This window comes from Leisingera sp. ANG1 (genome assembly GCF_000203975.2).
GTDB lineage: Bacteria > Pseudomonadota > Alphaproteobacteria > Rhodobacterales > Rhodobacteraceae > Leisingera.
This window is the reverse complement of the sequence record NZ_AFCF02000009.1, coordinates 1-25,045: the sequence shown is the minus strand read 5'-3', so window position 1 is coordinate 25,045 and position 25,045 is coordinate 1. Positions and strand designations below refer to the sequence as shown.

The following is a 25,045-nucleotide window of genomic DNA, read 5'->3' as shown; positions in this document are numbered from 1 at the left end:
GGCTCAGCCCTGCGCTTTGAGGGTTTCGATCGCCATCAGCACGCGCTCCGGCGTGGCTGGCGCATCCAGGCGCGGGCAGACCTTGTAATCTGCAGTGCTGGCGACAGCCATCGACAGCGCCTCGAACACCGAGATGCCCAGCATGAACGGCGGCTCGCCCACAGCCTTGGACCGCTTGATGGTGCGCTTCTTGTTCACCGACCACTGGGCCAGCTGCGTGTTGAAGATGCGCGGCCGGTCGGATGCCAGCGGGATCTTGTAGGTCGAGGGCGCATGGGTGCGCAGGCGGCCTTCGCCGTCCCACCACAGTTCCTCGGTAGTGAGCCAGCCCATGCCTTGGATGAAGGCGCCCTCCACCTGGCCTTTGTCCAGGATCGGGTTCAGCGAGCGGCCCACGTCATGCAGGATGTCGGTGCGCTCCACCCGGTATTCGCCGGTCAGCGTATCGACCGACACCTCGGAGCAGGACGCGCCATAGGCGTAGTAGAAGAACGGCTGGCCCTTGCCCGCCGCGCGGTCCCAGTGGATTTCCGGCGTCTTGTAGAACCCCGCCGCCGACAGGTGGACGCGGGCCATATAGGCCTCTTTCACCAGCGTATCAAAGGGGATCTCTTCGCTGCCAACGCGCACGCGGTTGGGCAGGAATTCGACCTCCGCCTCGGCCACTTCATACTTCTCCGCCGCGAACTTGGTCAGCCGGGCAATGATCTGCTCCGCCGCATCCAGCGCCGCCATGCCGTTGAGGTCTGACCCGGACGAGGCCGCGGTGGCGGAGGTGTTCGGCACCTTCTCGGTGGTGGTTTTGGTGATCTTGATGCGCTCGAAATCCACCTGGAAGGCGTCGGCCACAACCTGCGCCACCTTGGTGTTGAGGCCCTGCCCCATCTCGGTGCCGCCGTGGTTCAGGTGGATTGAGCCGTCGTTATAGACGTGGATCAGCGAGCCCGCCTGGTTGTACCAGGTCGCGGTGAAGGAAATGCCGAATTTCACCGGTGTCAGGGCAATGCCCTTCTTGATGATCTTCGACTCCTTGTTGAAGGCGATGATCTCTTCCCGGCGCTTACGGTACTCAGCGTTCTCTTCCAGCTCCCCGATCAGCCGGTCGAGGATATTGTCCTCCACCTTCTGATGGTAGGGCGTCAGATCCCGGCCTTCTTCGCCATAAAAGTTGACCTTGCGCACATCCAGCGGATCCTTGCCAAGGGCATAGGCGATCTCCTCGATCATCCGCTCTGCCGCGACCACGCCCTGCGGGCCGCCAAAGCCGCGGAAGGCGGTGTTGGAGACGGTGTTGGTCTTCATCGGGCGGCTTTTCAGCAGCACGTTCGGGTAGAAATAGGCATTGTCCGCATGGAACAGCGCGCGGTCGGTGACCGGGCCGGACAGATCCGAGGAATAGCCGCAGCGCGCGGCAAAACCGCCCTCGACCGCCTGGATGCGGCCCGCATCGTCAAAGGCCACGTCATAGTCAATCACGAAGTCATGGCGCTTGCCGGTGGCGGTCATGTCCTGATCGCGGTCCGGGCGGATCTTTACGGGGCGGTTATGCTTCTTCGCAGCAATCGCAGCCACAGCGCAGAACAGGTTCATCTGGCTTTCCTTGCCGCCAAAGCCGCCGCCCATGCGGCGCACGTTGACGGTGACCGCGTTGTTCGCGACGCCCAGAACATGCGCCACCATATGCTGCGCTTCGCTGGGGTGCTGGGTGGAGCAATGCACGGTCACATCCTCATCTTCGCCGGGGACGGCAAAAGCGATGTGCCCCTCCAGATACATGTGGTCCTGTCCGCCAACGGTCATCTGCGCCTGGATGCGGTGCGGAGCACCCTTGCGCCCGGCCTCAACGTCGCCGCGCTCCAGCTTCAGCGGGTCGGTGATCATCGGATAGCCCGCCTCCTGCGCCTGAACCGGGTCCAGGGCGGGGGGCAGCACCTCGTAGTCCACCTCTGCCAGCTCCGCCGCACGGCGGGCGGCATCGCGGGTCTCGGCAATCACCGCAAACATCGGCTGGCCGTGGAATTCGACCTTCTCGGTCGGGAACACCGGCTCGTCATGCTTGCCGGTGGGGCTGATGTCGTTAACGCCGGGAATGTCATCGGCGGTCAGCACGTCCACCACGCCGGGCGCGGCGCGCACCGCTGACAGGTCGATGCTCCTGATATTGGCGTGCGCCACGGTGGACACACCCAGATAGGCGTGCAGCGTGCCATAGGGCTCGGCGATATCGTCGGTGTATTCGGCGCGGCCGGTCACATGCTTGATCGCGCTGTCGTGCTGGCGGTCATGGTGCACGGCGCCGCTGATGGTCTGATGGTCTTTCATCTTAAATCCTCCTCAGGCGACGGCCAGCCGGACAGCACCGGCGGTTCCCGCGTCATGTTCCAGGTAGAAGCGGCGCAGCAGGTTGCTGGCCGTAAGCGCGCGGTACTCGGCAGAGGCGCGCCAGTCGCTGAGCGGGGTGAAGTCCTGCTTCACCGCTTCCGCTGCCGCGTCAAACGCGGCCTCGCCCCAGGGCTGGCCAACCAGTGCGGCCTCGGCACCGGCGGCGCGCTTGGGCGTTGCCGCCATGCCGCCGAATGCGATCCGCGCAGAGGTGATCGTGCCGTCCTTCACGGTGACGCTGACCCCGGCGGCAACCGAGGAGATATCCTCGTCCCGGCGCTTGGAGATCTTGTAGGCGGCATCAATCTGCCCTGCCGCCGGGCGCGGAATGCGGATCGAGGCCACGAAATCGCCCGGCTCACGGTCCTGCTTGCCGTAGTCGATAAAGAACTCTTCCAGCGGCAGCGTGCGGGAACCGCCTTTCTTCTGCAGCGTCACCTCGGCGCCCAGCGAGATCAGCACCGGCGGGGTGTCCCCGATGGGAGAGCCGTTGGCGATATTGCCGCCGATGGTGCCCATGTTGCGCACCTGCCAGCCGGCAATGCGGTCCCAGTAGGCGCTCAGATGCGGGAAGGCATCGCGGATCGCCGCTTCGCTCTCGGTATAGGTGACGCCGGCACCGATGGTCAGCGCTTCATCCGTCAGCTCAACCGCCTTCAGCTCTTCCAGGTGGGCAACAAACACCACCGGCGAGATCGGCTTCATGAATTTGGTGACCCACAGGCCGACATCGGTGGAGCCCGCGACGATAGTTGCCTTGGGGTTCTCGGCCAGCACCTCTGCCAGATCCGCCGCATTCAGCGGCAGGATGGCACGGTCATCCTCGGGGCCGGTCACGACGCGGGCTTCCGGCTGGATTGCCTTCAGCTTGGCGGTCAGCGCGTCGCGTTCGGTGGTCAGGTAATCATTGGCCGGGGTGCCGTACTGGTTCACCGCAAGTGCGGCCTTCACGATCGGCTCATAGCCGGTGCAGCGGCAGAGGTTGCCCTGAACGGCGGTTTCCACCTCAGCCTCGTTCGGCTGCGGGTTTTCCATCCACAGCGCATAAAGCGACATCACGAAGCCGGGGGTGCAGAAGCCGCACTGGCTGCCGTGGTATTCGACCATCGCCTGCTGCACCGGGTGCAGACGGCCGTTCGGGCCGGACAAATGCTCCACCGTCACCACGTGGCAACCATTGAGCGACGCCAGGAAACGGATGCAGGCGTTCACCGCCTCATAACGCAGGGCGCCATTATGCAGACGGCCCACCAGCACGGTGCAGGCGCCGCAGTCGCCCTCGGCGCAGCCTTCCTTGGTGCCGGTCAGGCGCTGCTCCAGCCGCAGGAAATCCAGCAGAGTGGTGGTCGCCTTCACGTCCTCCAGCACAATGTCCTTGCCGTTCAGAAGAAAGCGTATGCCGGTTTGATGTGCCATGGGGCCTCCCGAATGTCTCTTGGGCCGAGCTGGCCCGCTTATGTCATTTTTACCTTGTCTGACTGCCTCGGTTAACGGCTGCAATCGCGAAAGGCTTTCAACACTCTGTTGAAAATGGTTAGGCTAATAGGTGCCGGAACCGGTGCGTTTGCCGACCTCTGCTCATCAGGGCAAGCGGGAAACGCGCCCCGTAAAGGTCTGTGAACCATGTCTTATCTGGAATCCCTGCGGGTCTTTACCCGAGTCGTCGAACTGGGCAGCATCACCTCTGGCGGGCGGGATCTGCGGCTGACTCCGGCGGTTGCCAGCAAGCGGATCAAGGAGCTTGAAAAGCACCTTGGCGTGCGGCTGTTCAACCGTACCACGAGATCGCTGACCCCGACAGAGGCCGGGCAGTTGTTTTATACCGAAGCCAAGAAGGTGCTCGAATCGATTGAGGACGCCGAGGCGGTGGTCTCGCAGTTTTCCGCCGCGCCGCGCGGGGTGATCCGGGTGACCGCGCCATTGGGCGTTGGCCGCCGCATCATCGCGCCGCTGGTACCGGGGTTTGTCGAGGAGTATCCGGCCACCGAAATCCGCATGCGGATGTCGGACCGCAAGGTCGATATCCTGGCCGACGGGCTGGATGTGGCTTTCTTTATCGGCACCCCGCATGATTCCACCCTGAAGATGCGCAAGATCGCCGATTGCGCCCGGGTGCTATGTGCGGCGCCGGAGTATCTGGAGCGCCACGGCACCCCGCAGGTGCCGGAGGATCTGCTGAGCGGTCACAATTGCCTGCTGCTGCGTTATCCGCGCTCACCCGAATATTTCTGGACGCTGACCACGCCTGAGGGGCCGCGCAAGCTGGAGGTTTCGGGAAAATACGACGCCGATGACAGCGACGTGCTGACCAATTGGGCGCTGGACGGGCGCGGCATCGTCAACAAGCCGCGCTTTGACGTCGCCGCGCATTTGAAGAGCGGCGCGCTGGTCGAGGTGCTGCCGGACACCCCGCCTGAGGCGACCATTTTCGGCTGTCTCTATCCGCACCGGAAACTGCAGGACCCCAAGATCCGCCTGTTTGTGGACTATGCGGTAAAACAGGGCCTCGCCGCTTTTCGGCGCAGCGAAGCGGGCGGCTAGAGGCAAAGGAAAAGGCGGGCACCGCTTGCCCGCCTTTTGAATGACCAGGGTTCTCGCCTTAGCAGCGGTGCGGATTTTCCTGGCAGTAGAGCAGGTTTGCCGCGGCCCCGACAGCCGCCCCTGTCACCGGATTGCCGTCCAGAACGGCGGCGCCGGCAGCCCCGGCCCCGGCGCCGTAGACCAGCCGCTCGCCGGTGGTGTCGCCACAGGCGGCCAAAACGGTGCAGAGTGCAAATCCGATTGCGATGGGTTTCCTAAGCATCGTGTTTCCTCCTTCAACGTCCACTCCCCCCGGCAGTGTTGCCGCATTTCCGGGCGGCCACCCCCGGCTGGTGCCGCCCAAGCGAAGGGTGCCCGCAACGGAGTGGCGCTGTGGCTGAACAGGCCGGAAGCCCCGGAGATCCGGCGCAGTTGGGCAAACCCTATGCAGAGTTAACGCGCAGCTTGGGCAATTGGTTCCCGGGTTTTTGCTGCATTGGCGGTGCACAGGGGGTGTACAGGGGGTGCATGCAGGGTGCCGGACAAAAAATGGCCCCGCCACAGGGGCGGAGCCATCCGGTTTGAAAGTGTCTGACAGCGTCAGTTCGCGGCCAGTGTCAGCGGCAGATCCTTGGAGGCGCTGCCGTACCAGCGGCGGATCAGGGCGCGCTCCTCGTCCTCCATGAAGGTGACGTTGGCGGGCGGCATCGCATGGGTAGCACCTGCCTGGAGGTAGATATCCTTGGCGTATTTCGCCACATCGGCCGGGGTCTCCAGCAGCACGTTCTTGGGCGCGCGGCGGATGCCGTCATAGTAGGGCTCCCGCGCGTGGCACATGGCGCAGCGGCCCGGCACCACATTCATCACGTCCTCGAAATGCTGATTGCTGGCAAACACTTGCTCGGATTTGGTCAGCTCCCGCGCCTCGGATTCCTCGTAGGTGTCCTGCTGCAGCGGCGCCTGGCTCAGGATCATGATGCCGATGAACAGGATGGCGGTCACCGGCCAGGTCCAGGTCGGGTTGCTGGTGCCCGCGTGGTTGCTGTTGAAGTAGTGGCGGATGGTCACGCCCATCAGGAACACCAGCGCCGCGATCAGCCAGTTGTACTCGGTGGCAAAGGCCAGCGGGTAGTGGTTCGACAGCATCAGGAACACCACCGGCAGCGTCAGATAGTTGTTATGGGTCGAGCGCAGCTTGGCGATCTTGCCGTATTTGGCGTCCGGCGTGCGGCCTTCCTGCAGGTCCTTCACCACGATGCGCTGGTTCGGCATGATGATGAAAAAGACGTTTGCAGTCATGATGGTAGCCGTAAAGGCGCCCAGGTGCAGCATCACCGCGCGGCCGGTGAAGATCTGGTTGTAGCCCCAGCCCATGGCGACCAGCAGCACGAACAGCAGCACCATCAGGAAGGTCGGTTTTTCCCCCAGCGGCGATTTGCACAGGAAGTCATAGACGATCCAGCCGATGGTCAGCGATGCGCCGGAAATCAGGATGCCCTGCCACAGGGCCAGGTCGGCCTTGGCGGAGTCGATCAGGTACAGCTCCCCGCCCGCCCAGTAGACGATCATCAGCAGGCCCGCGCCTGACAGCCAGGTGGCGTAGCTTTCCCATTTGAACCAGATCAGATGGTCCGGCATGTTCTTCGGCGCCACCAAGTATTTCTGGATGTGATAAAAACCGCCGCCGTGGACCTGCCATTCCTCGCCATGCGCGCCGACCGGCAGATGCGGAACCTTCCGCAGGCCAAGGTCCAGCGCGACGAAGTAGAATGACGATCCGATCCAGGCAATGGCGGTGATGACATGAAGCCAGCGGACCGCAAAGCCCAGCCAGTCCCACATGATCACGAGCTCTTCCATTGTTCTCTCCTCATAAGCTTTGACCCGAGACTAGAGCATGGCGTTATTTTCATGTATTAGGTAAAAAATCCAAGCTGTTTCAAAATAACACAAAGAATACGTGAATGGCCTATCTCGACAATATCCGCACCTTTGTCCGTGTCTATGAACTCGGCAACATGTCTGCAGCCGCACGTGACATGCGGATCTCAGCGGCGGTGGCGTCGTCGCGGATTTCGCAGCTGGAGGATCACCTGAATGTGCGGCTGTTCCAGCGCACCACCCGGCTGCTCAATCCGACCGAACAGGGCAACTTGTTCTATCACGGCGCGGTCAAGATTCTGGAAGCGGTGGATGAGGCTGAGGCTGACATTAGCAGCGTCACCCAAACCCCGCGCGGTACCTTGTATGTGGCCGCACCGCTGGGGCTGGGGCAGCGGCTGATTGCGCCGGCGGTGCCGAAGTTCAAGGAAGCTTATCCGCTGATCTCGATCCGGCTGCGGCTGTCGGACCGCAAGCTGGACTTGGCGGCAGAGGGGCTGGATGCGGCGTTTTTCCTGGGCGTGCCGGAGGATTCAAACCTGCGCATCCGCAAGATCGCCGATTGCCCGCGGGTGCTGTGTGCGGCGCCGGAGTATATCAAACAGCGCGGCCAGCCGAAAAACAGCGAGGAGCTGAAGACGGAGGCGCATGACTGCCTGAACCTGCGCTATCCCGGCGCGCCGGAATTCCAATGGCCGCTGCGCAGCCAGGACGGGGTCAAGCGGGTGACGGTCACCGGGCCGTTTGAATCGGATCACGGCGATGTGCTGACCAACTGGGCGCTGGACGGGCATGGGATCATCCTAAAACCGGTGTTCGAGATTTCAGAACACCTGGCCTCCGGCAGGCTGGTGCCGGTGCTGGCAGAGGAGCCGCCGATTCCGATCCAGATGGCCTGCCTTTATGTCCACCGCCGCCACCAGGACCCCAAGGTGCGGCTGTTCATGGATTTCATGGTGGACCACATTCAGGCGTCCCTCCCCTCAGAATGAAAAAGCCCGCCCCAGTTGCCTGGGACGGGAACCGCCGGCAGATGCCAAGCGGGAGGAGAGGTATCTTGGGGCGTGCGGCTCAGCTGCCGCGGTAGGTGGAGTAGCCGTAGGGCGACAGCAAGAGCGGCACGTGGTAGTGGCTGTCAGCCTCGCTCATCCCGAAGCGCAGCGGCACCTGGTCCAGGAACAGCGGGTCAGCGCCGGCCTGGCCGGTGGCGCGCAGATAGCCGCCGGCGTGGAACACCAGCTCATAGGTGCCGGTTGCAAATTCGCCTGCGGGCAGGATCTGCTCATCTGTGCGCCCGTCGTCATTGGTAGTTAGGCTGCGCAGGTGAATGCGCTCATTGCCCTCGATCCGGTAGAGATCGATCTTCAGCCCTTCCGCCGGGCAGCCGCGGGCGGTGTCCAGCACATGGGTGGTCAGAAATCCGGCCATGCCAGCCTCCTATCAATTCCGTTTCCATAGGTATGCGCGCATCAGCCCGCTGCATACAGAAGGAAGAGTCAAAAAGTTCTTTCAAAAATATACTGAAAGCCGAAGCGGATTATCTGTTCTATACATAATAAAAAGACAGGAGACCTGACGTGACGCGCTATCCCCGTGACTTGCGCGGATACGGTGCTGCCGCACCTGACCCGCAGTGGCCCAATGGGGCCAAAGCCGCCGTGCAATTTGTTCTGAACTATGAAGAAGGCGGCGAGAACTGCATCCTGCATGGGGATGCGGCCTCTGAGGCGTTCTTGTCCGACATTCCCGGTGCCGCGCAATGGCCCGGCCAGCGCCACTGGAACATGGAGTCGATCTATGAATACGGGTCGCGCGCCGGCTTCTGGCGGCTGCACCGGCTGTTCACCGGCGCGGGCATTCCGCTGACCATCTACGGCGTCGCCACCGCCCTTGCCCGCTCGCCCGAGCAGGTGCAGGCGATGAAGGACGCGGACTGGGAGATCGCCAGCCACGGCCTGAAATGGGTCGAGCACAAGGACATGGCCGAGGAGGAGGAACGCGCGGCGATTGCCGAGGCGGTGCGCCTGCACACTGAGGTCACCGGCACCCGCCCGCGCGGCTGGTACACCGGGCGCTGCAGCGCCAATACGGTGCGGCTGGTGGCCGAGGAAGGCGGGTTTGACTACATCTCCGACACCTATGACGACGACCTGCCCTATTGGCTGGAGACCGGCGGCCATGATCAACTGATCATTCCCTACACGCTGGAAGCCAACGATATGCGGTTTTCCAATTCGCCGGGCTGGATCACGGGCGAGCATTTCTTCCAGTATCTGAAGGATGCCTTTGACGTGATCTATGCCGAGGGCGAGGCGGGTGCTGCGAAGATGATGACCATCGGCCTGCACTGCCGTCTGGTGGGCCGTCCGGGCAAGATCGCGGGGCTCAAGCGGTTCATCGACTATATCCAGGGCTTCGAGGGTGTCTGGTGCCCGCGCCGCATCGACATTGCTGAGCATTGGGCAGAAACCCACCCGCCGGTGAAGCGCGAGCGCCCCAGCCAAATGGAGCGCGAGGCGTTTGTCGCCAAGTTCGGCTCGATCTTCGAGCATTCGCCCTGGATCGCCGACCGTGCCTTTGATCTGGAGCTGGGGCCCGCGCATGACTGCGCCGCCGGCGTCCACAACGCGCTGTGCCGGATTTTCCGCACCGCATCTGAGGACGAGCGCCTGGGCGTGCTGACCGCGCACCCTGATCTGGCGGGCAAGCTGGCTGCGGCAGGACGGCTGACCGCGGAGAGCACCTCCGAACAATCGAGTGCTGGTCTCGACATGCTGACTGATGAGGAGCGCGAGACCTTCACCCGGCTCAACACCGAGTATGTGGAGAAGCACGGCTTCCCCTTCATCATTGCGGTGCGCGACCACAACAAGGCGTCGATCATGGAGGCCTTCCACCGGCGTATCCACAATGACCGGGCCACCGAGTTCGATGAGGCTTGCCGCCAGGTCGAGCGCATCGCCCAGTTCCGGCTGCAGGACCTGCTGCCGTGAGCGGGCGGCTGACAGCAAAGCCGCTGACGGCAGCGGCTTTTGCACCCTATGGCGATGTGATTGAGGTCGCGGGCGCGCCGGACAAAATGATCAATCAGGGCATGTGCGGACGCCACCACGACCGCGCGGCGCTGGATTTCGGTCCGGACGGACGGGCCGGGATCAGCCTGTTTGACGCCAAGGCCCGCCATCTGCCGCACAAAGTGGACATGGTGGAGCGCCATCCGGAGGGCAGCCAGGCCTTTGTGCCAGTGAGCGGCGTTCCTATGCTGGTTGTAGTCGCGGACGACGATGGCGGTGTGCCGGTCAACCTGCAGGCCTTCATCAGCCAGCCGAGCCAATCCATCAATCTGCACCGCGGCACTTGGCACGGGGTGCTCGCCCCGCTGGGAGCACCCGGCCAATATATCGTTGTCGACCGGATCGGTACCTCCCCCAATCTCGAAGAACACTGGTTCAAGGAGCCTTTTACCGTGGTCGCAGACTGACCGCACACCTTCAAGCCGCCAACAAAAACAAGAAGCGGCAAGATCCCCATGACCGACAGGAGATTCCAATCATGGCTGACACTTCCATCGGGACGCCAGCACAGCTGCGCGACCCCAATTACACACCGCCCTTGCACAAGGCGGTGCCGCTGGGCATCCAGCATGTGCTGGCGATGTTCGTTTCAAACGTGACACCCGCCATCATCGTGGCCGGCGCCGCCGGTTTCGGCTTCGGCTCCAATTCGCCCGATTTCCCCGAACTGCTCTATCTGATCCAGATGTCGATGCTGTTTGCCGGCATCGCCACCCTGCTGCAGACCATCACCGTGGGCCCCATCGGCTCGGCGCTGCCGATTGTGCAGGGCACCTCATTCGCCTTCCTGCCAATCATGATCCCGCTGGTTGCGGGCAAGGGTGTCGACGGGCTGGCCGCGCTGTTCACCGGTGTTATTGTTGGAGGCATTTTCCACGGGCTGCTCGGTACGGTGATCGGCAAGATCCGCTTTGCGCTGCCGCCGCTGGTTACCGGACTGGTGGTCACCATGATCGGTTTGGCGCTGGTGAAGGTCGGCATCCAGTACGCCGCGGGCGGTGTTCCGGCCATCGGCACGCCGGAGTACGGTTCCTTGCTGAACTGGTCGGCGGCGCTGGTAGTGATTTTCGTCACCCTTGGCCTCAAGTTCTTCACCAAGGGGATGCTGTCTGTCTCTGCCGTGCTGCTGGGCCTGATCGTCGGCTACATCTATGCGCTGATGACGGGCATGCTGACGTTTGAAGCCGTTTCCGGCTCTTGGGAGCGGGCCGCTGCCTTTGCCCTGCCGCAGCCGTTCAAATACGGGATTGAGTTCTCCGCCGCAGCAATCATCGGCTTCTGCCTGATGAGCTTTGTTTCCGCGGTTGAGACCGTCGGTGACGTTTCCGGCGTGACCAAGGGCGGCGCGGGCCGCGAGGCCACCGAGGAGGAGATCGCAGGTGCGACCTATGCCGATGGTGTAGGTACAGCTGTGGCGGGATTCTTCGGCGCCTTCCCCAACACGTCGTTTTCCCAGAACGTCGGCCTGATCGCGATGACCGGGGTGATGAGCCGCCACGTGGTGACCTGCGGAGCCATCTTCCTGATCGTCTGCGGGCTGATCCCCAAGGTGGGCGCGGTGATCCGCACGGTGCCGATCGAGGTGCTGGGCGGCGGTGTGATCGTGATGTTCGGCATGGTGGTTGCGGCAGGCGTTTCGATGCTGTCGGACGTGGACTGGAACCGCCGCAACATGGTGATCTTTGCGATCTCCCTGTCCATCGGCCTGGGCCTGCAGCTGGAACCGGGCGCGCTACAGCACATGCCGGACACCGCACGCATCCTGCTGACCAGCGGTCTGCTGCCTGCAGCGCTGATTGCCATCGTGCTGAACCTGGTGCTGCCGCAGGAACTGGCGGGGGAGGCCACCGAGGAAGTCTCCGGCGGGCTGAGCGGCCACGGCCGCGGGTCATTGCCGCATGAGGACCACGCCTGACGCAGGCAGATGCAATGAAATGACAATACGAGCCGGCCCGCAATGGGCCGGTTCTTTTCGTTTCAGCCAGCCAGCCCGTGCAGCACTGCCAGACCCGGCAGCCAGCCGGTGAAGATGCCGCACAACAGCGTTGCAATGGCAGTCAGCCGGGGGCTGCCGCGTTTGAGGGCAAGGTTCAGGAAATACAGGAACCACAGCCCGGACCAGGCGGCCCAGCAACCCGCCAGCCAGACATCGAACAGACCGTCCGCCTGCGCCAGTACCCGCAGCACCATCGGCGCGGCGGTGAGGGCCACAAAGCCGCTGAACCATCCCAACCCCTCGCCGCTGGAGGCGAAAGTGCGGTTGTAGGCCACCCACAGGTATGTGGAGCCGAACAACAGCGTCATGCCCGCATCGAGCAGGTCCGCGGGCTGCCGCGCCGCCAGCGCGATCAGCAGAACGATGGCAAAGAACACCAGTGATGCAACCGCGTTGATCAGGATGATCTCGCGGTCCTGAATACGGCCCATCTGCCAGATGCCGTTCAAACACAGCACCACGCCGACCACCAGCAGGCTCAATCCCAGAAACATTTTTTCAGTCCCCCAAAAGAAAACAGGAGAGAGGTACACCTCTCTCCTGCCGTTCCGCTATGCGGATATTTGCAGAATGTGTTTCTGGCCGGGGCTTAGAAATCGACCTCGATGGCGATGCCCTTTTCAACCGCCACTTCCACAACAGAGGCCGCGACGGCCAGATCCTGCAGGCCGACGCCGGTGCCATCGAACAGGGTGATCTGATCGTCCGAGGTGCGGCCCGGATTGGTGCCGTTGATGACCGCGCCGATCTGGGCAACATCAGACTCCTGGATCAGGCCCTGCGCCACCGCGTGCTGCGCCTCGCCGATGGAGATGGATTGCGCCACTTCGTCGGTGAACACGGATGCCTTGACCAGAAGTTCGGCCTCGACCTCCTGCTTGCCCTTGGTGTCGGTGCCCATGCAGGCGACGTGAGTGCCGGGGCTGACATGATCCGCCATCAGTGACGGTGCAAAGGCCGAGGTGATGGAGATGATCACATCCGCCTCAGCCATGCCGGGGAGGTCCACTGCTTCAAACGGTAGGCCTGCTTCCGCGGCGACCTTTTCGATGTTGGGCAGCATTTCCGGGTGGTAGTTCCAGCCGATGACCTTCTCGAACTGGCGCTGCTCCAGGGCGGCGCGCAGTTGGAAGGTGGCCTGGTGGCCGGCGCCGATCATGCCGATCACCTTGGCGTCCTGGCGGGCCAGATGCTTGATCGACACCGAGGACGCCGCTGCGGTGCGCAGCGCAGTCAAGAGGTTGCCGCCCACCATCGCCTTCACCTTGCCGGTGTCCGGGTCGAACAGGAAGACGGTGGACTGGTGGTTGATCAGCCCGCGCTTTTCCAGGTTGTTCGGCCAGTAGCCGCCGGCCTTGAGGCCCAGCGTCAGGCCCGCGCGGTCAAAGCCGCCCTTGAAGCCGTAGAGCGCGTCCTCGTGGCCGATCGCCTCGCGCACCACGGGGAAGTTGTAGGCATCGCCTGCGGCCATCGCGGCAAAGACCTTCTCGACCGCATCGAACGAGGCTTCGCGGGTCACAAGATCCGCAATCGCCTTTTCCGGAACGATATACATGTCTGTTTCTCCTCAACAAAAAAGCCGGCGGAGGGCGGCATGCGCACCTCCGCCAGTTCGGGGATCGTTTGCTTAGTAGGCCTTGCCGCGGGCCGAGACGGGCCAGACGGTTTCGACCTTGCCGTTGCGGACACCGACGTACCAGTCATGCACGTTGGCGGTCGGGTCGCAGTGGCCGGGCACCAGGCGCAGCTTGTCGCCCACTTTCAGCGCACCGTTCGGGTCGGAGACCACACCGTGCTCGTCTGAGCATTTGATGTATTCCACGTCGTCGCGGCCGAAGATGAAGGGCAGGCCGCTGTCCACGGATTGCGCCTTGAGACCTGCATCCACGATGGCCTTGTCGGCCTTGGCGTGGCTCATCACCTGGGTCAGCAGGAAGAAGGCGTTTTCCCACTCGCCCTGGTCGATCCGGTTGCCGTCCTTGTCCAGGATACGGCCATAGTCCGCGTCCATGAAGGCGTAGGAGCCGCACTGCAGTTCGTTGTACACGCCGGAGTTCGATTCGAAGTAGTAGGAGCCGGTGCCGCCGCCGGAGACCAGCTCGCACTCGATGCCTTCGGCCTTCAGGCCCTCGACCGCATCGGCAACCTGCGCGATGGCGATGTCCAGCTTGGCTTTGCGGTCCTCGTAGCTGTCCATGTGCTGCATCGCGCCCTGATAGGCCTGGATGCCGGAGAACTTGAGGTTCTCTGCCGCGTTCACCGCTTTGGCAATCTCAACCACAGCTTCGGTGGTGGTCACGCCGCAGCGGCCTGCGCCGCAGTCGATCTCGACAAACACTTCCAGCTCGGTGCCGTGCTTTTGTGCTGCTGCCGACAGGTCGGCCACGTTGTCCAGATCATCGACGCAGACGATGGTGCGGGCGCCCAGTTTGGGCAGGCGGGCCAGGCGGTCGATCTTTTGCGGGTCGCGCACCTGGTTGGAGACCAGCACGTCCTTGATGCCGCCGCGGGCAAAGACCTCAGCCTCCGACACCTTCTGGCAGCAGACGCCAACCGCGCCGCCAAGGCGTTCCTGCAGCTTGGCCACATCCACCGACTTGTGCATCTTGCCGTGCACCCGGTGACGCATGCCGTGTGCCTTGGCATAGTCGCCCATCTTCTTGATGTTGCGCTCCAGCGCGTCCAGGTCGAGGACCAGCGCCGGGGTCTGGATGTCAGCTTCGTCCATGCCCGGGATCGCCGGGACGTCATAGCCGACTTCAAGCTCTTCAAATTTGGTCTGTGCGTTCATGGTTCTATTCCCCAGTTTAGCTGTTCATCCAGGGCAGCTTGTCGAGGTCGACATTACCGCCGGTGACGATCAGGCCCACGCGTTTGCCCGCGAAGGCGTCTTTGTTTTTCAGAATGGTGGCGAGCGGCACCGCGGAGGACGGCTCCATCACGATGCGCAGGTGCTTCCAGATCAGTTTCATTGCGTCGATGATCTCCGCATCGGATGCGGTGTAGATCTCGCTGACGTGGTTGCTGACGAAATGCCAGGTCAGGTCTTTCAGCGGAACCAGCAGCCCGTCGGCGATGGTCTTGGGCGCATCATCGGCGATGATGTAGCCCGCTTTGAAGCTGCGGTAGGCGTCATCGGCCTGCTCCGGCTCCGCGGCGATCACCTTAGTTTCCGGTGCCAGCGTCGACAGCGTCAGGCAGGTGCCCGAAATCATGCCGCCGCCGCCGATCGGGGCCACCACCATGTCGAGGCCGTCGGTCTGCTCCACAAACTCCTTGGCGCAGGTGCCCTGCCCCGCAATCACGCGCGGGTCGTTGTAAGGGTGCACGAAGTCGCCGCCGGTCTCGGCCTGCACCTTGGCAAAGGTCTCCTCGCGCGAGCTGGTCGAAGGCTCGCATTCGGTGATCTTGCCGCCATAGCGGCGCACGGTGTCCTTCTTGGCCTGCGGCGCGGTGCGCGGCATGACCACGTTGCACGGGATGCCGCGCAGCATTGCCGCATAAGACAGGCAGGAGGCATGGTTGCCTGAGGAGTGCGTGGCGACGCCCTTGGCGGCCTGCGCCTCATCCAGCCCGAACACCGCGTTGGTGGCGCCGCGCACCTTGAAGGCGCCCGGCTCCTGGAAGTTCTCGCACTTGAAGAACAGCTCGGCCCCGGTCAGTTCATTCAGATAAGCAGAGGTGCGCACCGGGGTGCGGCGGATATGGGGCTGGATGCGAACGTGCGCAGCCAGCATGTCCTCATAGGTCGGGATATACATCGCGGTATCCTTCATCAGGCGGCAGCCTTGGTGCTGGAGGCGGTGTTGCCGCGGTAGTAGTCCTGTGCCGCTGCCACGCCGGAGCCCAGCTGGATGTTGAGGCCGAGGTCGGCCATAACCATTTCGGCGGTGGCAATGCCGGACAGAGCCATCACATCGGTCAGGCTGCCCAAGTGGCCGATGCGGAACACCTTGCCCGCGACTTCGCCCAGGCCGGTGCCAAAGGCGACGCCGTATTTCTCGGCCGCCAGGCTCACGAACTTGTTGGCGTCAAAGCCGTCCGGCGTGCGGATGGCGCTGACGCTGTCGGAGTAGACATCCGGCGACACGGCGCACAGCTCCAGCCCCCAGGCGCGGACCGCGGCGCGGACGCCCTCGGCAATCCGGTGGTGGCGGGCAAAGACATTCTCCAGCCCTTCATCCAGCAGCATACCACAAGCCATGTTCAGACCGTTCAGAAGGCCGACAGAAGGCGTGTAAGGATAGGCGCTGTTGGCATAGCCGTTGGCCATGTCCTTGATATCAAAGAAGGTGCGCGGCAGGGTCGCGGTCTCGGCAGCTTTCATGGCCTTGGGCGAGAAGCCAACGATGGCCAGGCCCGGCGGCAGCATGAAACCCTTTTGCGAGCCGGTGACGGCAATATCGACGCCCCATTCGTCCATCCGGAAGTCCATCGAGGCGATGGAGGACACACCGTCGACAAACAGCAGCGCCGGGTGGCCTGCGGCGTCCAGCGCGCGGCGGACGGCGGCGATGTCGGATTTGACGCCAGTTGCGGTCTCGTTATGGGTCGCCAGAACCGCCTTGATCTGGTGGGAAGTGTCAGCGGTCAGGATTTCCTCATACCGGTCCGCGGGCAGGCCCTCGCCCCAGGGGGTTTCAACAACCTGGACGTCCAGACCGTGACGCTGGCACATGTCGATCCAGCGGTGGCTGAACATGCCGTTGCGCGCCGCCAGGATCTTGTCGCCCGAATTCAGCGTGTTGGTGATCGCGGTTTCCCAGCCGCCGGTGCCGGTCGACGGGAAGACGAAGATCTCGGCGGTTTCGCTTTTCAGAATCTTCTTCACACCGGCCAGTGCCGGGTGCAGGATCTGGCCGAACAGCGGCGAGCGGTGGTCCAGCGTCGGCATGTCCACTGCCTTGCGCAGTGCTTCGGGCATATTGGTCGGACCGGGAATGAAAACTGGGTTTTGAAAGCTCATGTCGTGCCCTCCTGTGGCGATTTCCTCCAATGTAAGGGGCAGCTGCCCGCAGGGATATTTTTTTGAAAAAAGATTTCAAAAATGGGAGAGGCGAGTTATTTATCCATATTTTCAATGGTTTTAGTTTTTTCACTGTACAGAAGGTATTTTCAGTTTTATCGATAAGCAGCTGCTTGAATTGCCAAGAAAGACCTGAAAATGTCCCAGCCGCCGCGCCGCAAGGGCCGCCCCAAAAGCTTTGATTCCGCCAGTCAGCCGGCCACGATCCAATCGCTTGACCGGGCGCTGGATGTGCTGGACGCGCTAGCTGGCGCCAGTGGCATGACGCTGACGGAGCTTTCCTCCGCGCTCGATCAGTCGGCGGCCACTATGTACCGGGTGCTGGCAACGCTGGAGGCGCGCCGGATTGTCGAGATGGAGCCGCAGTCGCAGACCTGGCACATCGGCGCGATGGCGTTCCGTCTCGGCTCCGCCTTCCTGCGCCGCTCCAGTGTGATCGAACGGGCGCGGCCGGTGATGCGGGAGCTGATGGAGGCTACCGGCGAGACCTCCAACCTCGGCATCGAACGTGGCGGCGATGTGATGTTCGTGAGCCAGGTGGAAACCCATGAATCGATCCGGGCTTTCTTTCCGCCTGGAACCACTTCTCCCATGCATGCTTCCGGCATCGGCAAGGCGCTGCTCAGCTGTTTCGGTGAGGATCAGCTGGCCCGTTTCCTGCGCGGGCGCACGCTGGAGCGATTTACGGAGAAAACCCTGACCTCGGCAGAGACTTTGCGCGCAGACCTGGCGCAAATCCGCAACCGCGGCTGGTCATTCGACGATGAGGAAAAGGCGCCGGGCATGCGTTGCGTCGCGGCGCCCGTTTTTGGCATGCAGGGCGAGGTCCTGGCTGGGATTTCGATCTCCGGCCCCACCGCACGGATGCCGGACGGCGGCATCTATGGCATCGGCACCCTGGTCAAGGACGCCGCGCAGAAACTGTCGCAAGGAATGGGGGCGCCGGCCGCCTGACGCCCCCCTGCGCCTAGTGCTGCAATTCCTCCGCGGTGCGGTGCGGCCTGCCCTGACCGGTGTCGAGATAGGCCTTCAGGCTGGAAGCGAAGAAATGGTCCCAGCCAGCCTCGCAAACATCATAGCAGAGCAGGCTGGGCCTGAGGCCTTCATGCTCAAACCGGATGCGGCAGCCCTGCGGATCCGGAGAAATCCGCCAAATAGCGCGCGTGCCGAGCCATTCGGTTTCGATTTCGCTGGGCTGCCCTTCGTGCAGATGCAGCGCCTCGACGCATTCCAGCTCGACAAGTTCGCCGGGAACAAGGCGCTTGGCCTCAAAGATCCAGAAAGAGCGCCCCGGAGGGAAGGTGAATTTGGCGCGGTCGCCGGGCTGCAGAATGGGATTATCCGGCTCCGTCCACCAGCCTCCGAACCCTTGGGTTAAAGCGTGAAATGCCTGGTCCGGTGTGGCTGCGGTAGAGATGCTGCGCTTGTAATTCCGTGCAGCTGGGCGTCTGGTATGCTCGTCCCAGTGCAGCGGAAGGGTTTCGGCCATACCGGGCAGCACGCTCATCCGCTCCTTCCAGTCCGCCAAACGTGGGTAGAGATCCGGAGGAAAGCCGAACCCGAGCTTCTCCATCACCTCGTGGCGGGTTTCGGCGGCCCTTTGGATCAGGCGGATTTCCGGAAATACTACTGCGTCAGCGGCGCTGGGGGCATACCCGGCCAGATACGGCCTGCTGTCCAGAAGCCCTTCCAGCCAGCGGCACTCTCTGTGCAGGGCCTCTGACGCGGTCTTCAGCGCTGTTTCTTCAGGACTGCCGGGGGCCGGAGCGATACGCTGAACCAGCACAGGCGCCAGCACATCATGGCAGGCATCTCGCAGATAGCTGCTGGCCTCCATCGTGATCTGCCAGATTTCTGCGGCTTCTTCCGGGGTTGCGCCAAACAGCGGACGCTTCGGAAAGGCCCTGTCGAGCCAGGCAAGAGCCGCGATGGAATCCCGTATGACGCAGCCGCCTGCTTCCAGCACCGGGACCGTGCCGCGCGGATTGAGCGAAAGGAAGGGTTCCTTCTTGTGCTCGCCGTCTGACGCTGACAGCACCTTCTGCTCCCAGCTCAGCCCCTTGAGTGCCAGGCCCGCGAGAACACGCCAGGCGCGGGGTGCGCCGCTGATTGTGTGAATAGTGAGTGTCATTTTGTGCCTCCTTCAGGTGTCTCTGAGGAGGATAGCGTCTGCTAATTAATTGAAAAGTAGGCAGAAATTTCTTACTTAGTCAGGGAAACGATACTATTGCCCGGCTGCTTCCAATAACAAGTACCGGCTGAATAGCATCCTCAACTCTGATTTTCTGCGAAACTCCTCAAATTCATGTTAGTATGATTTTTGTACCATGGAGGATTTGCAATGAATGCCGAGCCGCCGAAAAATTTCCAGACGACGCAATCTGGCGGGGCATTTGGCAAGCGCTGTCCGATGCCGGACATCGCACAGCTCATTGGCGGCAAGTGGAAGCTGATCATCCTTCAAGTGCTGATTTTTCAGGGAACCAAACGGTTTGGCGAGCTGAGGCGTGACGTTGAAGGCATCACCCAGACCATGCTCACCAGCCAGCTGAGGGCGCTGGAGAAAGACGGCCTTGTCAGCCGGGAGATCTTTCCCGAGGTTCCGCCGAGGGTGGAGTATACGGCAACCGCCAAGGCGATGGCGCTAACGGATATGTTCCATGCAATGCATAAATGGTGGGTGCTTCATAACAGCGAACAGGCCAGCTGACCTGAGAGTCAGCCAGCCTGAGTATGAGCAGCCCGATGCCGGAAAACGGCTTGTGTTCCCCTGACCTGCCCGTCAGCGCAGCGGCGCCAGCGGCATGTGACGGTTCACGTCCTTGTAGAGCAGGTAGCGGAACTTGCCCGGGCCGCCTGCATAACAGGCTTGCGGGCAGAAGGCGCGCAGCCACATGTAATCGCCGGCCTCGACCTCGACCCAGTCCTGGTTCAGCCGGTAGACCGCCTTGCCCTCCAGTACATAGAGGCCATGCTCCATCACATGGGTCTCGGCAAAGGGGATCACCGCGCCGGGCTCGAAGGTGACGATGGTCACATGCATGTCGTGGCGCAGGTCGTTGGGGTCCACGAAACGGGTGGTCGCCCACTTGCCCTCGGTTTCCGGCATCGGGGTCGGGTCGACGTGTTTGTCGCTGGTGACAAAGGCCTCAGGCGCGTCCAGCCCTGCAACCGGCTGATAAGCCTTGCGGATCCAGTGGAAGCGGACCGGTGCGTCACCGTTATTGCGCAGGCTCCAGACCGCTTGCGGCGGCAGGAAGGCATAGCCGCCCTCCTCCATTTCATGCGCGGATCCGTCGATGGTCAGGGTCATTGATCCTTGCACCACGAACAGCACCGCCTCGGTGCCTGCTTCCGTTTCCGGACGGTCGCTGCCGCCGCCGGGCTGCACCTCGGCGATATACTGCGAGAAGGTCTCGGCAAAACCCGACAGGGGCCGCGACAGCACCCAGAAGCGCGCCTTGTCCCAGAACGGCAGGAGGCTGGCCACGATATCGCTCATGGTGCCCTTGGGGATCACCGCATAAGCCTCGGTGAACATGGCGCGGTCGGTCAGCAGCTGGGTCTGCGGCGGCAGCCCGCCTTCCGGAGCGTAATAGGATCGTTTGGTCATCGGCTGCCTTTCCTGCTGAAGTGCTGCTCCATTGATACCCGCCTGTCCGGCGCAACCGAACTTATTTCCGTATCAAGAATACCTGAAGGATTGTCTTGGTATTTTTGAAGACGTGACTGGCGGCCCTATCCACCGCCGCCGCCGATATCTTCCGGCGCAATGGAGACGGTTTTGACCACTGCATGGCATTCTGCGCCAGGCTCCAATCCCAGGGCCTGGGCGGAGCGTCGGGTGACACGGGCCAGAACCCGGCCCGCCGGCGTGGTCAGCGAGACCATAGCGCCGGGCCCGCCGCCGGTGCGGACATGTTCCACAGTGCCCGGCAGGATGTTAAGCGCCGACAGCCCTTCGGGGCGCTGGCGCGACAGGATCACCTCATGCGCCGAAACCCGCACCCGGACCATGCTGCCGGGCGCCCTGGCGATCTGCGGCAGGTACAGCGGCACGCCGCCTGCATCCAGCTCTGTCAGCCCGTCGCCGTGATGCCGCGCCACCCGTGCCTGCAGCAATGCGCCTGCCGCGCGGACGCCTGCGGGCATAACCGCGGGATCACCCAGAACCTCTGCCGCGGAGCCTTGCCGCTGAACCTGGCCGTCCTGCAGCACAACCACGGTGGTCGCCAGCCGGGCGACTTCAGCCGCCGAATGGCTGACGTAGAGCATCGGAATGCCGATCTCGTCCCTCAGCCGCTCGAAATAGGGCAGGATCTCTGCCTTGCGGGCCTCATCCAGAGCCGACAGCGGTTCATCCGCCAGGATCATCCGCGGCGCGGATAGCAGCGCCCGGCCAATGGCAACGCGCTGCTTTTCGCCGCCTGACAAATGTCCGGGCCGGCGCTGCAGAAGCGGGCCGATGCCCAAGAGCTCCACCACCCGGTCCAGGTTTTCTCGCTTTGCATTCCGGGGCGCGAACCATTGGCCGAAAGCCAGGTTCTGGCGCACCGTCAGATGCGGGAACAGCCGCCCCTCTTGAAAGACACAGCCCATCCGGCGCTTGTGCGGCGGCAGCCATTGCCCCCGGCTGGTGTCGCACAGCACCTCGCCCTGCAGCGCCACCCGGCCCTGATCCGGCCGCAGCAGCCCGGCCACCGCCTGGATCACCGTCGTTTTGCCGGTGCCGGAGCGGCCAAACAGCACGGTGACCCCTGGCGGCGCCTCAAACTGCACGTCCAACCCGAACCCTGGCAGCGCATGTTGCAGCGAAACGGTCAGCATCAGCGCCCCCCGGCCCGGTCAGCCGCCCGGCGCGCCAGCAGTTCCGACAGCAGCAGCGCGGTCAAGGCGATTGCAATCGACACCAGGGTCAGCCGCAGCGCCGCGGTCTCGCCGCCGGGCACCTGCAGGAAGGTATAGATCGCCGAAGGCAGCGTCTGGGTCTGTCCGGGAATGCTGGAGACAAAGGTGATGGTGGCGCCGAATTCGCCCATGGCCTTGGCAAAGCCCAGCACCGCGCCGGCAATCAGCCCGGGCAGGATCATCGGCAGGGTGATGGTAGCAAAACACATGATGCGCGATGCGCCCAGGGTGGCGGCGGCCTGTTCCAGCTTGGGGTCCACCGCCTCCACCGACAGGCGGATGGCCCGCACCATCAGCGGAAATGCCATGATACCGGCGGCCAGCGCTGCCCCGGTCCAGCGGAAGGCAAAGACGATGCCGATCTGCTGCAATGCGCCGCCAACCGGCCCCTTGGTGCCGAACAGCATCAGCAGCAGGTATCCCGTCACCACCGGCGGCAGGATCAGCGGCAGGTGCACCAGGCTGTTGACGATCTGCTTACCTGGAAACTGCCAGCGTGCCAGCGCGTAGGCGGTGAAGACCGCCGGCGGAAGTGCCGCCAGCGTTGCCCAGATCGAGACCTGAAGCGACAGCATCACCGCTTGCCATTCCTCGGGACCCAGCCATGCAGATTCAGCGCTCACTCTTGGGGTTCTCCAAAACCGTGATGCAGAAAAATGCTCCGGGCCGCGGCGCCGTTAAGAAAATCCAGAAACGCCTTTGCCTCAGCCATATTGCCGCCGGTGACGACAGCAGCCGGGTAGATGACCGGAGGATGGCTGTCAGCCGGAAAGGCTGCAATCACCGTGACTCCATCTTCCGCCTTGGCATCGGTGGCATAGACAACACCCATTGACGCCTCACCGGAGGCAACAAGCGCCAGCGCGGCGCGCACATTGGCGGTCTGAGCCACCTTGGGGGCAAGCTCATTCCATTGCCCCAGTGCCATCAGCGCTGCCTTGCCGTAGAGGCCTGCAGGCACCGCATCCACCAGCGCCATGGCCAGGCGGCTTTCGCCAAGCCGGCCTGCCAGATCCGCGGCCTCTAAGTCCAGCGGCAGAGCACCTGGTCCATGCGCGATCAAAACCAGACTGTTCGCAAGCAAGTCCAGACGTGAGGTTTCGTCGATCAGGCCTTCTTGCTGAAGCACGTCCATCCAACCGGGGTTGGCTGAGATGAACAGGTCTGCCGGTGCGCCCAGCTGGATCTGCCGGGCCAGGGCTGGAGAGCCTGCATATGAGAGTGTTACGTTTTGACCGGTGCTGTCCCGGTAGGATGCCGCTGCCTCATCCAGCGCGGTTTTGGCGCTGGCGGCCGCAAACACGGTGACTTCGGCCTGCAGCTGCCCGGCCAAGCCGGAGATCAGCGCCCCTGCTGCAGCAAGGCTCCGCCAGAAAACCGGCGAAGCCAATGAATTCAAGAATGAAGCCAGGTATGCGCTCATGACCCCTAAGGGACTACCTGTGCCGGCCGGTGCGGGCAAACGGTATTTCACGCACTGTGCTCAGCGGCCTTGCAGACTAGGCGGCGTGCCGAAGGTGGCGGCCGGTCAGAACAGATCCACCACGCCAGCGCCAGCGCCTGCCGCTGCCGGTGCAGGGACCGGAGCCGGACGTGCGGCGGCGCGCTGTTCCAGTTCGCCGAGTTTGCGGTCGTCCTTGACATGTGTCTGCTGGGCTGCGCCGGAACAGGCGTGGAACCGTACCCGGCGTGCCGAAGTGCCTCCGACGCTGGAAGAAATCACGGGAATGCCCTCATCGCGCAGGAACCGCTGCACGAAATCGGCATTTGCAGCCCCGATATCCGACAGGTTTGCCGACATTTTGGCGCCGCCGAACACCTTGGCTTTCAGGTTGGAGCGGCTGGCACCTTTCTTGAGGATGCCGTTGATCAGCAGCTCCATTGCGTGGATGCCGTAGCGGGCATTGGCCGCCCCGCCCTGGCGGGCGTTGGCGAGCAGGAAATGATTCATCCCGCCCACACCATTTTCCGGATCGTAAATGCAGGCCGCGATGCATGAGCCAAGGACCGTGGAGAACATGATCTTCTGATCCGTGCTCACCCGGTATTCCCCCTGCAGAACCGTAACGGATTTCGAATTGGCGAAAACAGTAGTCAAAGTCAGGTCCTTCCTGCGGTTCGATCAGACCTTGCTGGCCTGTAGTAGTGTATTGGCCATCCGGGCCAGAGGCACCTGCTGCTGGGCAGCCCCCATTTCCCAGGCCACCCGTGGCATGCCGTAGACCACTGAGGATTTCTCATCCTGGGCAAAGGTCTTGGCGCCGGCCTTGCGCAGTTCCAGGAGCCCCCTGGCCCCATCCTGGCCCATGCCGGTCAGGATGGTGGCTACAACGTCCTTTCCATATGGCACGGCAGAGGTGAACAGAGCGTCAACAGAGGGTGTGTGGCCGGAAATATCGGGGCCTTCCTTCATCCGCAGGCGCAGCGGCTTGCGGCTGGTGATCCCCATGTGGCGGCGCTGGCCTGCGGCGATGTAAACATGGCCCGGCTCCAGCGTGGTGCCGTCTTCTGCCGGGCGCACGCGGGCAGGGCAGATGCGGTCCAGCAGTGACACCAGCCCGGAGCCGAAATTCTTGCCGGTGTGCTGCACAATCAGGGTCGGAGGGCAGTCGAAGGGGAAGCCGACCAGCACGCTGCGCAGCGCCTCCACGCCACCCGTTGAGGATCCGATCAGAATAAGTTTCTTGCTGCCGCCAGCAGCAGCGGCCGGCCGGGCGGCCGAGGCACCTGCGGCAGCCCGGGGGCTGCGGCGCGGCGCGTTGAGCATCATGTCGAAATACTGCGCAAACTGGCTTGGGTGGTCTGATTTGGTCAGCTCGAATATACCGGCGCCGACATCAAGCAGCGGTGAGGACTTGCGGGCCGGCGTGGCGCCCTGAGTGTCCATCACGGAGACCCAGCGGGTGTCCATGGCGGAAAACAGCGCCATCATCATCTCAAATTCAGGCAGCTTGGTGAACCCGTCCTCAACGAAGGCAAACACCGGCTGTGCGGCCTCCGCCTGATTGTAAGCCATCATCAGGTTGTTGGCCAAAAGCACTTTCATGCCGGGATAGGCGGACTCCATATAGCCCTGCAACGTGCGGGCAAAGTTACGGTCCGTGGTAATGATCAATAAGTTACGCGAAGACAATGGGTTCCCCAGTCAAGTTGCAGTGCCCTAAGAATTGCAGGCACAGGTTGCCATAGTCTGAAGGCACCGCAGGTTTTTGCGGCGCCTCCGGTGAGTTTTCAGAAGTCCTGCCAGAGATCGCGGGC

24 protein-coding genes are annotated in these 25,045 nt (G+C 63.0%); 7 read left to right on the top strand and 17 right to left on the bottom strand.

The genetic code is table 11. From position 1 onward, the window contains the following. Nucleotides 1–3 precede the first annotated feature (3 nt). Together xdhB and xdhA are read right to left on the bottom strand one after the other, a co-directional pair. Nucleotides 4–2,322, bottom strand: a complete 2,319-nt coding sequence (gene xdhB / locus GC1_RS16415) for a xanthine dehydrogenase molybdopterin binding subunit (protein WP_019294494.1) — start codon at nucleotides 2,320–2,322, stop codon at nucleotides 4–6. A 12-nt stretch (nucleotides 2,323–2,334) separates the two neighbouring features. After that, nucleotides 2,335–3,798: a xanthine dehydrogenase small subunit gene (gene xdhA / locus GC1_RS16410; RefSeq protein ID WP_019294495.1), complete on the bottom strand. Its 1,464-nt coding sequence runs from the start codon at nucleotides 3,796–3,798 to the stop codon at nucleotides 2,335–2,337. A 207-nt stretch (nucleotides 3,799–4,005) separates the two neighbouring features. On the opposite strand from xdhA, the gene GC1_RS16405 reads away from it, so the two are divergent. Further along, the gene (locus tag GC1_RS16405) at nucleotides 4,006–4,923 is read left to right on the top strand and encodes a LysR family transcriptional regulator (protein ID WP_019294496.1); all 918 of its coding nucleotides are present in this window, start codon (nucleotides 4,006–4,008) and stop codon (nucleotides 4,921–4,923) included. A gap of 58 nt (nucleotides 4,924–4,981) precedes the next feature. On the opposite strand, the gene GC1_RS16400 is transcribed toward GC1_RS16405, so the two are convergent. Both GC1_RS16400 and GC1_RS16395 read right to left on the bottom strand, forming a co-directional pair. Further along, the gene (locus GC1_RS16400) at nucleotides 4,982–5,185 is read right to left on the bottom strand and encodes a hypothetical protein (protein WP_019294497.1); all 204 of its coding nucleotides are present in this window, start codon (nucleotides 5,183–5,185) and stop codon (nucleotides 4,982–4,984) included. A gap of 317 nt (nucleotides 5,186–5,502) precedes the next feature. After that, nucleotides 5,503–6,762, bottom strand: a complete 1,260-nt coding sequence (locus tag GC1_RS16395) for a urate hydroxylase PuuD (protein ID WP_019294516.1) — start codon at nucleotides 6,760–6,762, stop codon at nucleotides 5,503–5,505. 104 nt (nucleotides 6,763–6,866) lie between these two features. Here GC1_RS16395 and GC1_RS16390 point away from each other — a divergent pair, with 104 nt between their 5' ends. Then, complete coding sequence (locus GC1_RS16390) at nucleotides 6,867–7,775, top strand: LysR family transcriptional regulator (protein ID WP_029204635.1); 909 nt, start codon at nucleotides 6,867–6,869, stop codon at nucleotides 7,773–7,775. A gap of 79 nt (nucleotides 7,776–7,854) precedes the next feature. Here GC1_RS16390 and uraH read toward each other — a convergent pair whose 3' ends face one another. After that, nucleotides 7,855–8,211, bottom strand: coding sequence for a hydroxyisourate hydrolase (uraH, locus tag GC1_RS16385; RefSeq protein WP_019294515.1), 357 nt, complete (start codon nucleotides 8,209–8,211; stop codon nucleotides 7,855–7,857). A 149-nt stretch (nucleotides 8,212–8,360) separates the two neighbouring features. On the opposite strand from uraH, the gene puuE reads away from it, so the two are divergent. The 3 genes from puuE to GC1_RS16370 all read left to right on the top strand — a co-directional run bounded on the left by puuE (nucleotide 8,361) and on the right by GC1_RS16370 (nucleotide 11,772). Beyond that, entirely contained in the window at nucleotides 8,361–9,776 is a 1,416-nt protein-coding gene (gene puuE / locus GC1_RS16380) for an allantoinase PuuE (protein ID WP_019294514.1), read from the top strand. Beyond that, nucleotides 9,773–10,264 (top strand): ureidoglycolate lyase, encoded by a 492-nt coding sequence (locus GC1_RS16375; RefSeq protein ID WP_019294513.1) that lies wholly within the window; start codon nucleotides 9,773–9,775, stop codon nucleotides 10,262–10,264. Before puuE ends, GC1_RS16375 begins: the two co-directional genes overlap by 4 nt. Before the next feature lie 71 nt (nucleotides 10,265–10,335). Next, complete coding sequence (locus GC1_RS16370; RefSeq protein ID WP_019294512.1) at nucleotides 10,336–11,772, top strand: uracil-xanthine permease family protein; 1,437 nt, start codon at nucleotides 10,336–10,338, stop codon at nucleotides 11,770–11,772. Nucleotides 11,773–11,834: 62 nt separating this feature from the next. Here GC1_RS16370 and GC1_RS16365 read toward each other — a convergent pair whose 3' ends face one another. From GC1_RS16365 to bhcA, 5 genes are all read right to left on the bottom strand, one after another. Next, nucleotides 11,835–12,347 carry an AmiS/UreI family transporter gene (locus tag GC1_RS16365; RefSeq protein ID WP_019294511.1) on the bottom strand — a complete coding sequence of 171 codons (513 nt, stop codon included), beginning with the start codon at nucleotides 12,345–12,347 and terminating at the stop codon, nucleotides 11,835–11,837. Nucleotides 12,348–12,442: 95 nt separating this feature from the next. After that, entirely contained in the window at nucleotides 12,443–13,408 is a 966-nt protein-coding gene (gene bhcD, locus GC1_RS16360) for an iminosuccinate reductase BhcD (RefSeq protein ID WP_019294510.1), read from the bottom strand. Nucleotides 13,409–13,480: 72 nt separating this feature from the next. Further along, nucleotides 13,481–14,644, bottom strand: coding sequence for a 3-hydroxy-D-aspartate aldolase BhcC (bhcC, locus tag GC1_RS16355; RefSeq protein WP_019294509.1), 1,164 nt, complete (start codon nucleotides 14,642–14,644; stop codon nucleotides 13,481–13,483). 16 nt (nucleotides 14,645–14,660) lie between these two features. Next, nucleotides 14,661–15,629: a beta-hydroxyaspartate dehydratase BhcB gene (gene bhcB / locus GC1_RS16350; protein WP_019294508.1), complete on the bottom strand. Its 969-nt coding sequence runs from the start codon at nucleotides 15,627–15,629 to the stop codon at nucleotides 14,661–14,663. Next, nucleotides 15,629–16,819: an L-aspartate--glyoxylate aminotransferase BhcA gene (bhcA, locus tag GC1_RS16345; RefSeq protein ID WP_019294507.1), complete on the bottom strand. Its 1,191-nt coding sequence runs from the start codon at nucleotides 16,817–16,819 to the stop codon at nucleotides 15,629–15,631. Before bhcA ends, bhcB begins: the two co-directional genes overlap by 1 nt. Before the next feature lie 198 nt (nucleotides 16,820–17,017). Between bhcA and bhcR the strand changes: the two genes are divergently transcribed. After that, nucleotides 17,018–17,833 (top strand): HTH-type transcriptional regulator BhcR, encoded by an 816-nt coding sequence (gene bhcR, locus GC1_RS16340; RefSeq protein ID WP_019294506.1) that lies wholly within the window; start codon nucleotides 17,018–17,020, stop codon nucleotides 17,831–17,833. Between the two features lie 13 nt (nucleotides 17,834–17,846). On the opposite strand, the gene GC1_RS22230 is transcribed toward bhcR, so the two are convergent. Further along, on the bottom strand, nucleotides 17,847–19,010 hold the full coding sequence (locus tag GC1_RS22230) for a glutathione S-transferase N-terminal domain-containing protein (protein WP_019294505.1): 1,164 nt from the start codon (nucleotides 19,008–19,010) through the stop codon (nucleotides 17,847–17,849). 210 nt (nucleotides 19,011–19,220) lie between these two features. On the opposite strand from GC1_RS22230, the gene GC1_RS16330 reads away from it, so the two are divergent. Then, nucleotides 19,221–19,589 carry a winged helix-turn-helix transcriptional regulator gene (locus GC1_RS16330; protein ID WP_019294504.1) on the top strand — a complete coding sequence of 123 codons (369 nt, stop codon included), beginning with the start codon at nucleotides 19,221–19,223 and terminating at the stop codon, nucleotides 19,587–19,589. A gap of 72 nt (nucleotides 19,590–19,661) precedes the next feature. Here the strand turns inward: GC1_RS16330 and GC1_RS16325 are convergent, their stop codons facing one another. From GC1_RS16325 to GC1_RS16300, 6 genes are all read right to left on the bottom strand, one after another. Beyond that, complete coding sequence (locus tag GC1_RS16325; RefSeq protein WP_019294503.1) at nucleotides 19,662–20,492, bottom strand: bifunctional allantoicase/(S)-ureidoglycine aminohydrolase; 831 nt, start codon at nucleotides 20,490–20,492, stop codon at nucleotides 19,662–19,664. A 125-nt stretch (nucleotides 20,493–20,617) separates the two neighbouring features. Further along, on the bottom strand, nucleotides 20,618–21,706 hold the full coding sequence (gene modC, locus GC1_RS16320) for a molybdenum ABC transporter ATP-binding protein (protein WP_019294502.1): 1,089 nt from the start codon (nucleotides 21,704–21,706) through the stop codon (nucleotides 20,618–20,620). After that, on the bottom strand, nucleotides 21,706–22,410 hold the full coding sequence (modB, locus tag GC1_RS16315) for a molybdate ABC transporter permease subunit (RefSeq protein WP_019294501.1): 705 nt from the start codon (nucleotides 22,408–22,410) through the stop codon (nucleotides 21,706–21,708). The genes modC and modB overlap by 1 nt, the downstream gene beginning before the upstream one ends. Then, entirely contained in the window at nucleotides 22,407–23,210 is an 804-nt protein-coding gene (modA, locus tag GC1_RS16310; protein WP_019294500.1) for a molybdate ABC transporter substrate-binding protein, read from the bottom strand. The genes modB and modA overlap by 4 nt, the downstream gene beginning before the upstream one ends. 105 nt (nucleotides 23,211–23,315) lie before the next feature. Further along, nucleotides 23,316–23,885, bottom strand: coding sequence for a chemotaxis protein CheD (locus GC1_RS16305; RefSeq protein ID WP_019294499.1), 570 nt, complete (start codon nucleotides 23,883–23,885; stop codon nucleotides 23,316–23,318). A 24-nt stretch (nucleotides 23,886–23,909) separates the two neighbouring features. After that, complete coding sequence (locus GC1_RS16300; protein WP_052254223.1) at nucleotides 23,910–24,854, bottom strand: CheB methylesterase domain-containing protein; 945 nt, start codon at nucleotides 24,852–24,854, stop codon at nucleotides 23,910–23,912. Between the last annotated feature and the right edge of the window lie 191 nt (nucleotides 24,855–25,045).

Coding starts and splice junctions, on each gene's coding strand:
- GC1_RS16365 (WP_019294511.1), bottom strand. CDS start 12,347: ATGTTTCTGGGATTGAGCCTGCTGGTGGTCGGCGTGGTGCTGTGTTTG.
- bhcC (WP_019294509.1), bottom strand. CDS start 14,644: ATGAACGCACAGACCAAATTTGAAGAGCTTGAAGTCGGCTATGACGTC.
- xdhA (WP_019294495.1), bottom strand. CDS start 3,798: ATGGCACATCAAACCGGCATACGCTTTCTTCTGAACGGCAAGGACATT.
- uraH (WP_019294515.1), bottom strand. CDS start 8,211: ATGGCCGGATTTCTGACCACCCATGTGCTGGACACCGCCCGCGGCTGC.
- GC1_RS16390 (WP_029204635.1), top strand. CDS start 6,867: ATGGCCTATCTCGACAATATCCGCACCTTTGTCCGTGTCTATGAACTC.
- GC1_RS22230 (WP_019294505.1), bottom strand. CDS start 19,010: ATGACACTCACTATTCACACAATCAGCGGCGCACCCCGCGCCTGGCGT.
- GC1_RS16400 (WP_019294497.1), bottom strand. CDS start 5,185: ATGCTTAGGAAACCCATCGCAATCGGATTTGCACTCTGCACCGTTTTG.
- GC1_RS16395 (WP_019294516.1), bottom strand. CDS start 6,762: ATGGAAGAGCTCGTGATCATGTGGGACTGGCTGGGCTTTGCGGTCCGC.
- bhcR (WP_019294506.1), top strand. CDS start 17,018: ATGTCCCAGCCGCCGCGCCGCAAGGGCCGCCCCAAAAGCTTTGATTCC.
- GC1_RS16325 (WP_019294503.1), bottom strand. CDS start 20,492: ATGACCAAACGATCCTATTACGCTCCGGAAGGCGGGCTGCCGCCGCAG.
- GC1_RS16370 (WP_019294512.1), top strand. CDS start 10,336: ATGGCTGACACTTCCATCGGGACGCCAGCACAGCTGCGCGACCCCAAT.
- GC1_RS16330 (WP_019294504.1), top strand. CDS start 19,221: ATGAATGCCGAGCCGCCGAAAAATTTCCAGACGACGCAATCTGGCGGG.
- GC1_RS16405 (WP_019294496.1), top strand. CDS start 4,006: ATGTCTTATCTGGAATCCCTGCGGGTCTTTACCCGAGTCGTCGAACTG.
- bhcD (WP_019294510.1), bottom strand. CDS start 13,408: ATGTATATCGTTCCGGAAAAGGCGATTGCGGATCTTGTGACCCGCGAA.
- xdhB (WP_019294494.1), bottom strand. CDS start 2,322: ATGAAAGACCATCAGACCATCAGCGGCGCCGTGCACCATGACCGCCAG.
- GC1_RS16300 (WP_052254223.1), bottom strand. CDS start 24,854: ATGGAGTCCGCCTATCCCGGCATGAAAGTGCTTTTGGCCAACAACCTG.
- bhcA (WP_019294507.1), bottom strand. CDS start 16,819: ATGAGCTTTCAAAACCCAGTTTTCATTCCCGGTCCGACCAATATGCCC.
- modC (WP_019294502.1), bottom strand. CDS start 21,706: ATGCTGACCGTTTCGCTGCAACATGCGCTGCCAGGGTTCGGGTTGGAC.
- modA (WP_019294500.1), bottom strand. CDS start 23,210: ATGAGCGCATACCTGGCTTCATTCTTGAATTCATTGGCTTCGCCGGTT.
- bhcB (WP_019294508.1), bottom strand. CDS start 15,629: ATGAAGGATACCGCGATGTATATCCCGACCTATGAGGACATGCTGGCT.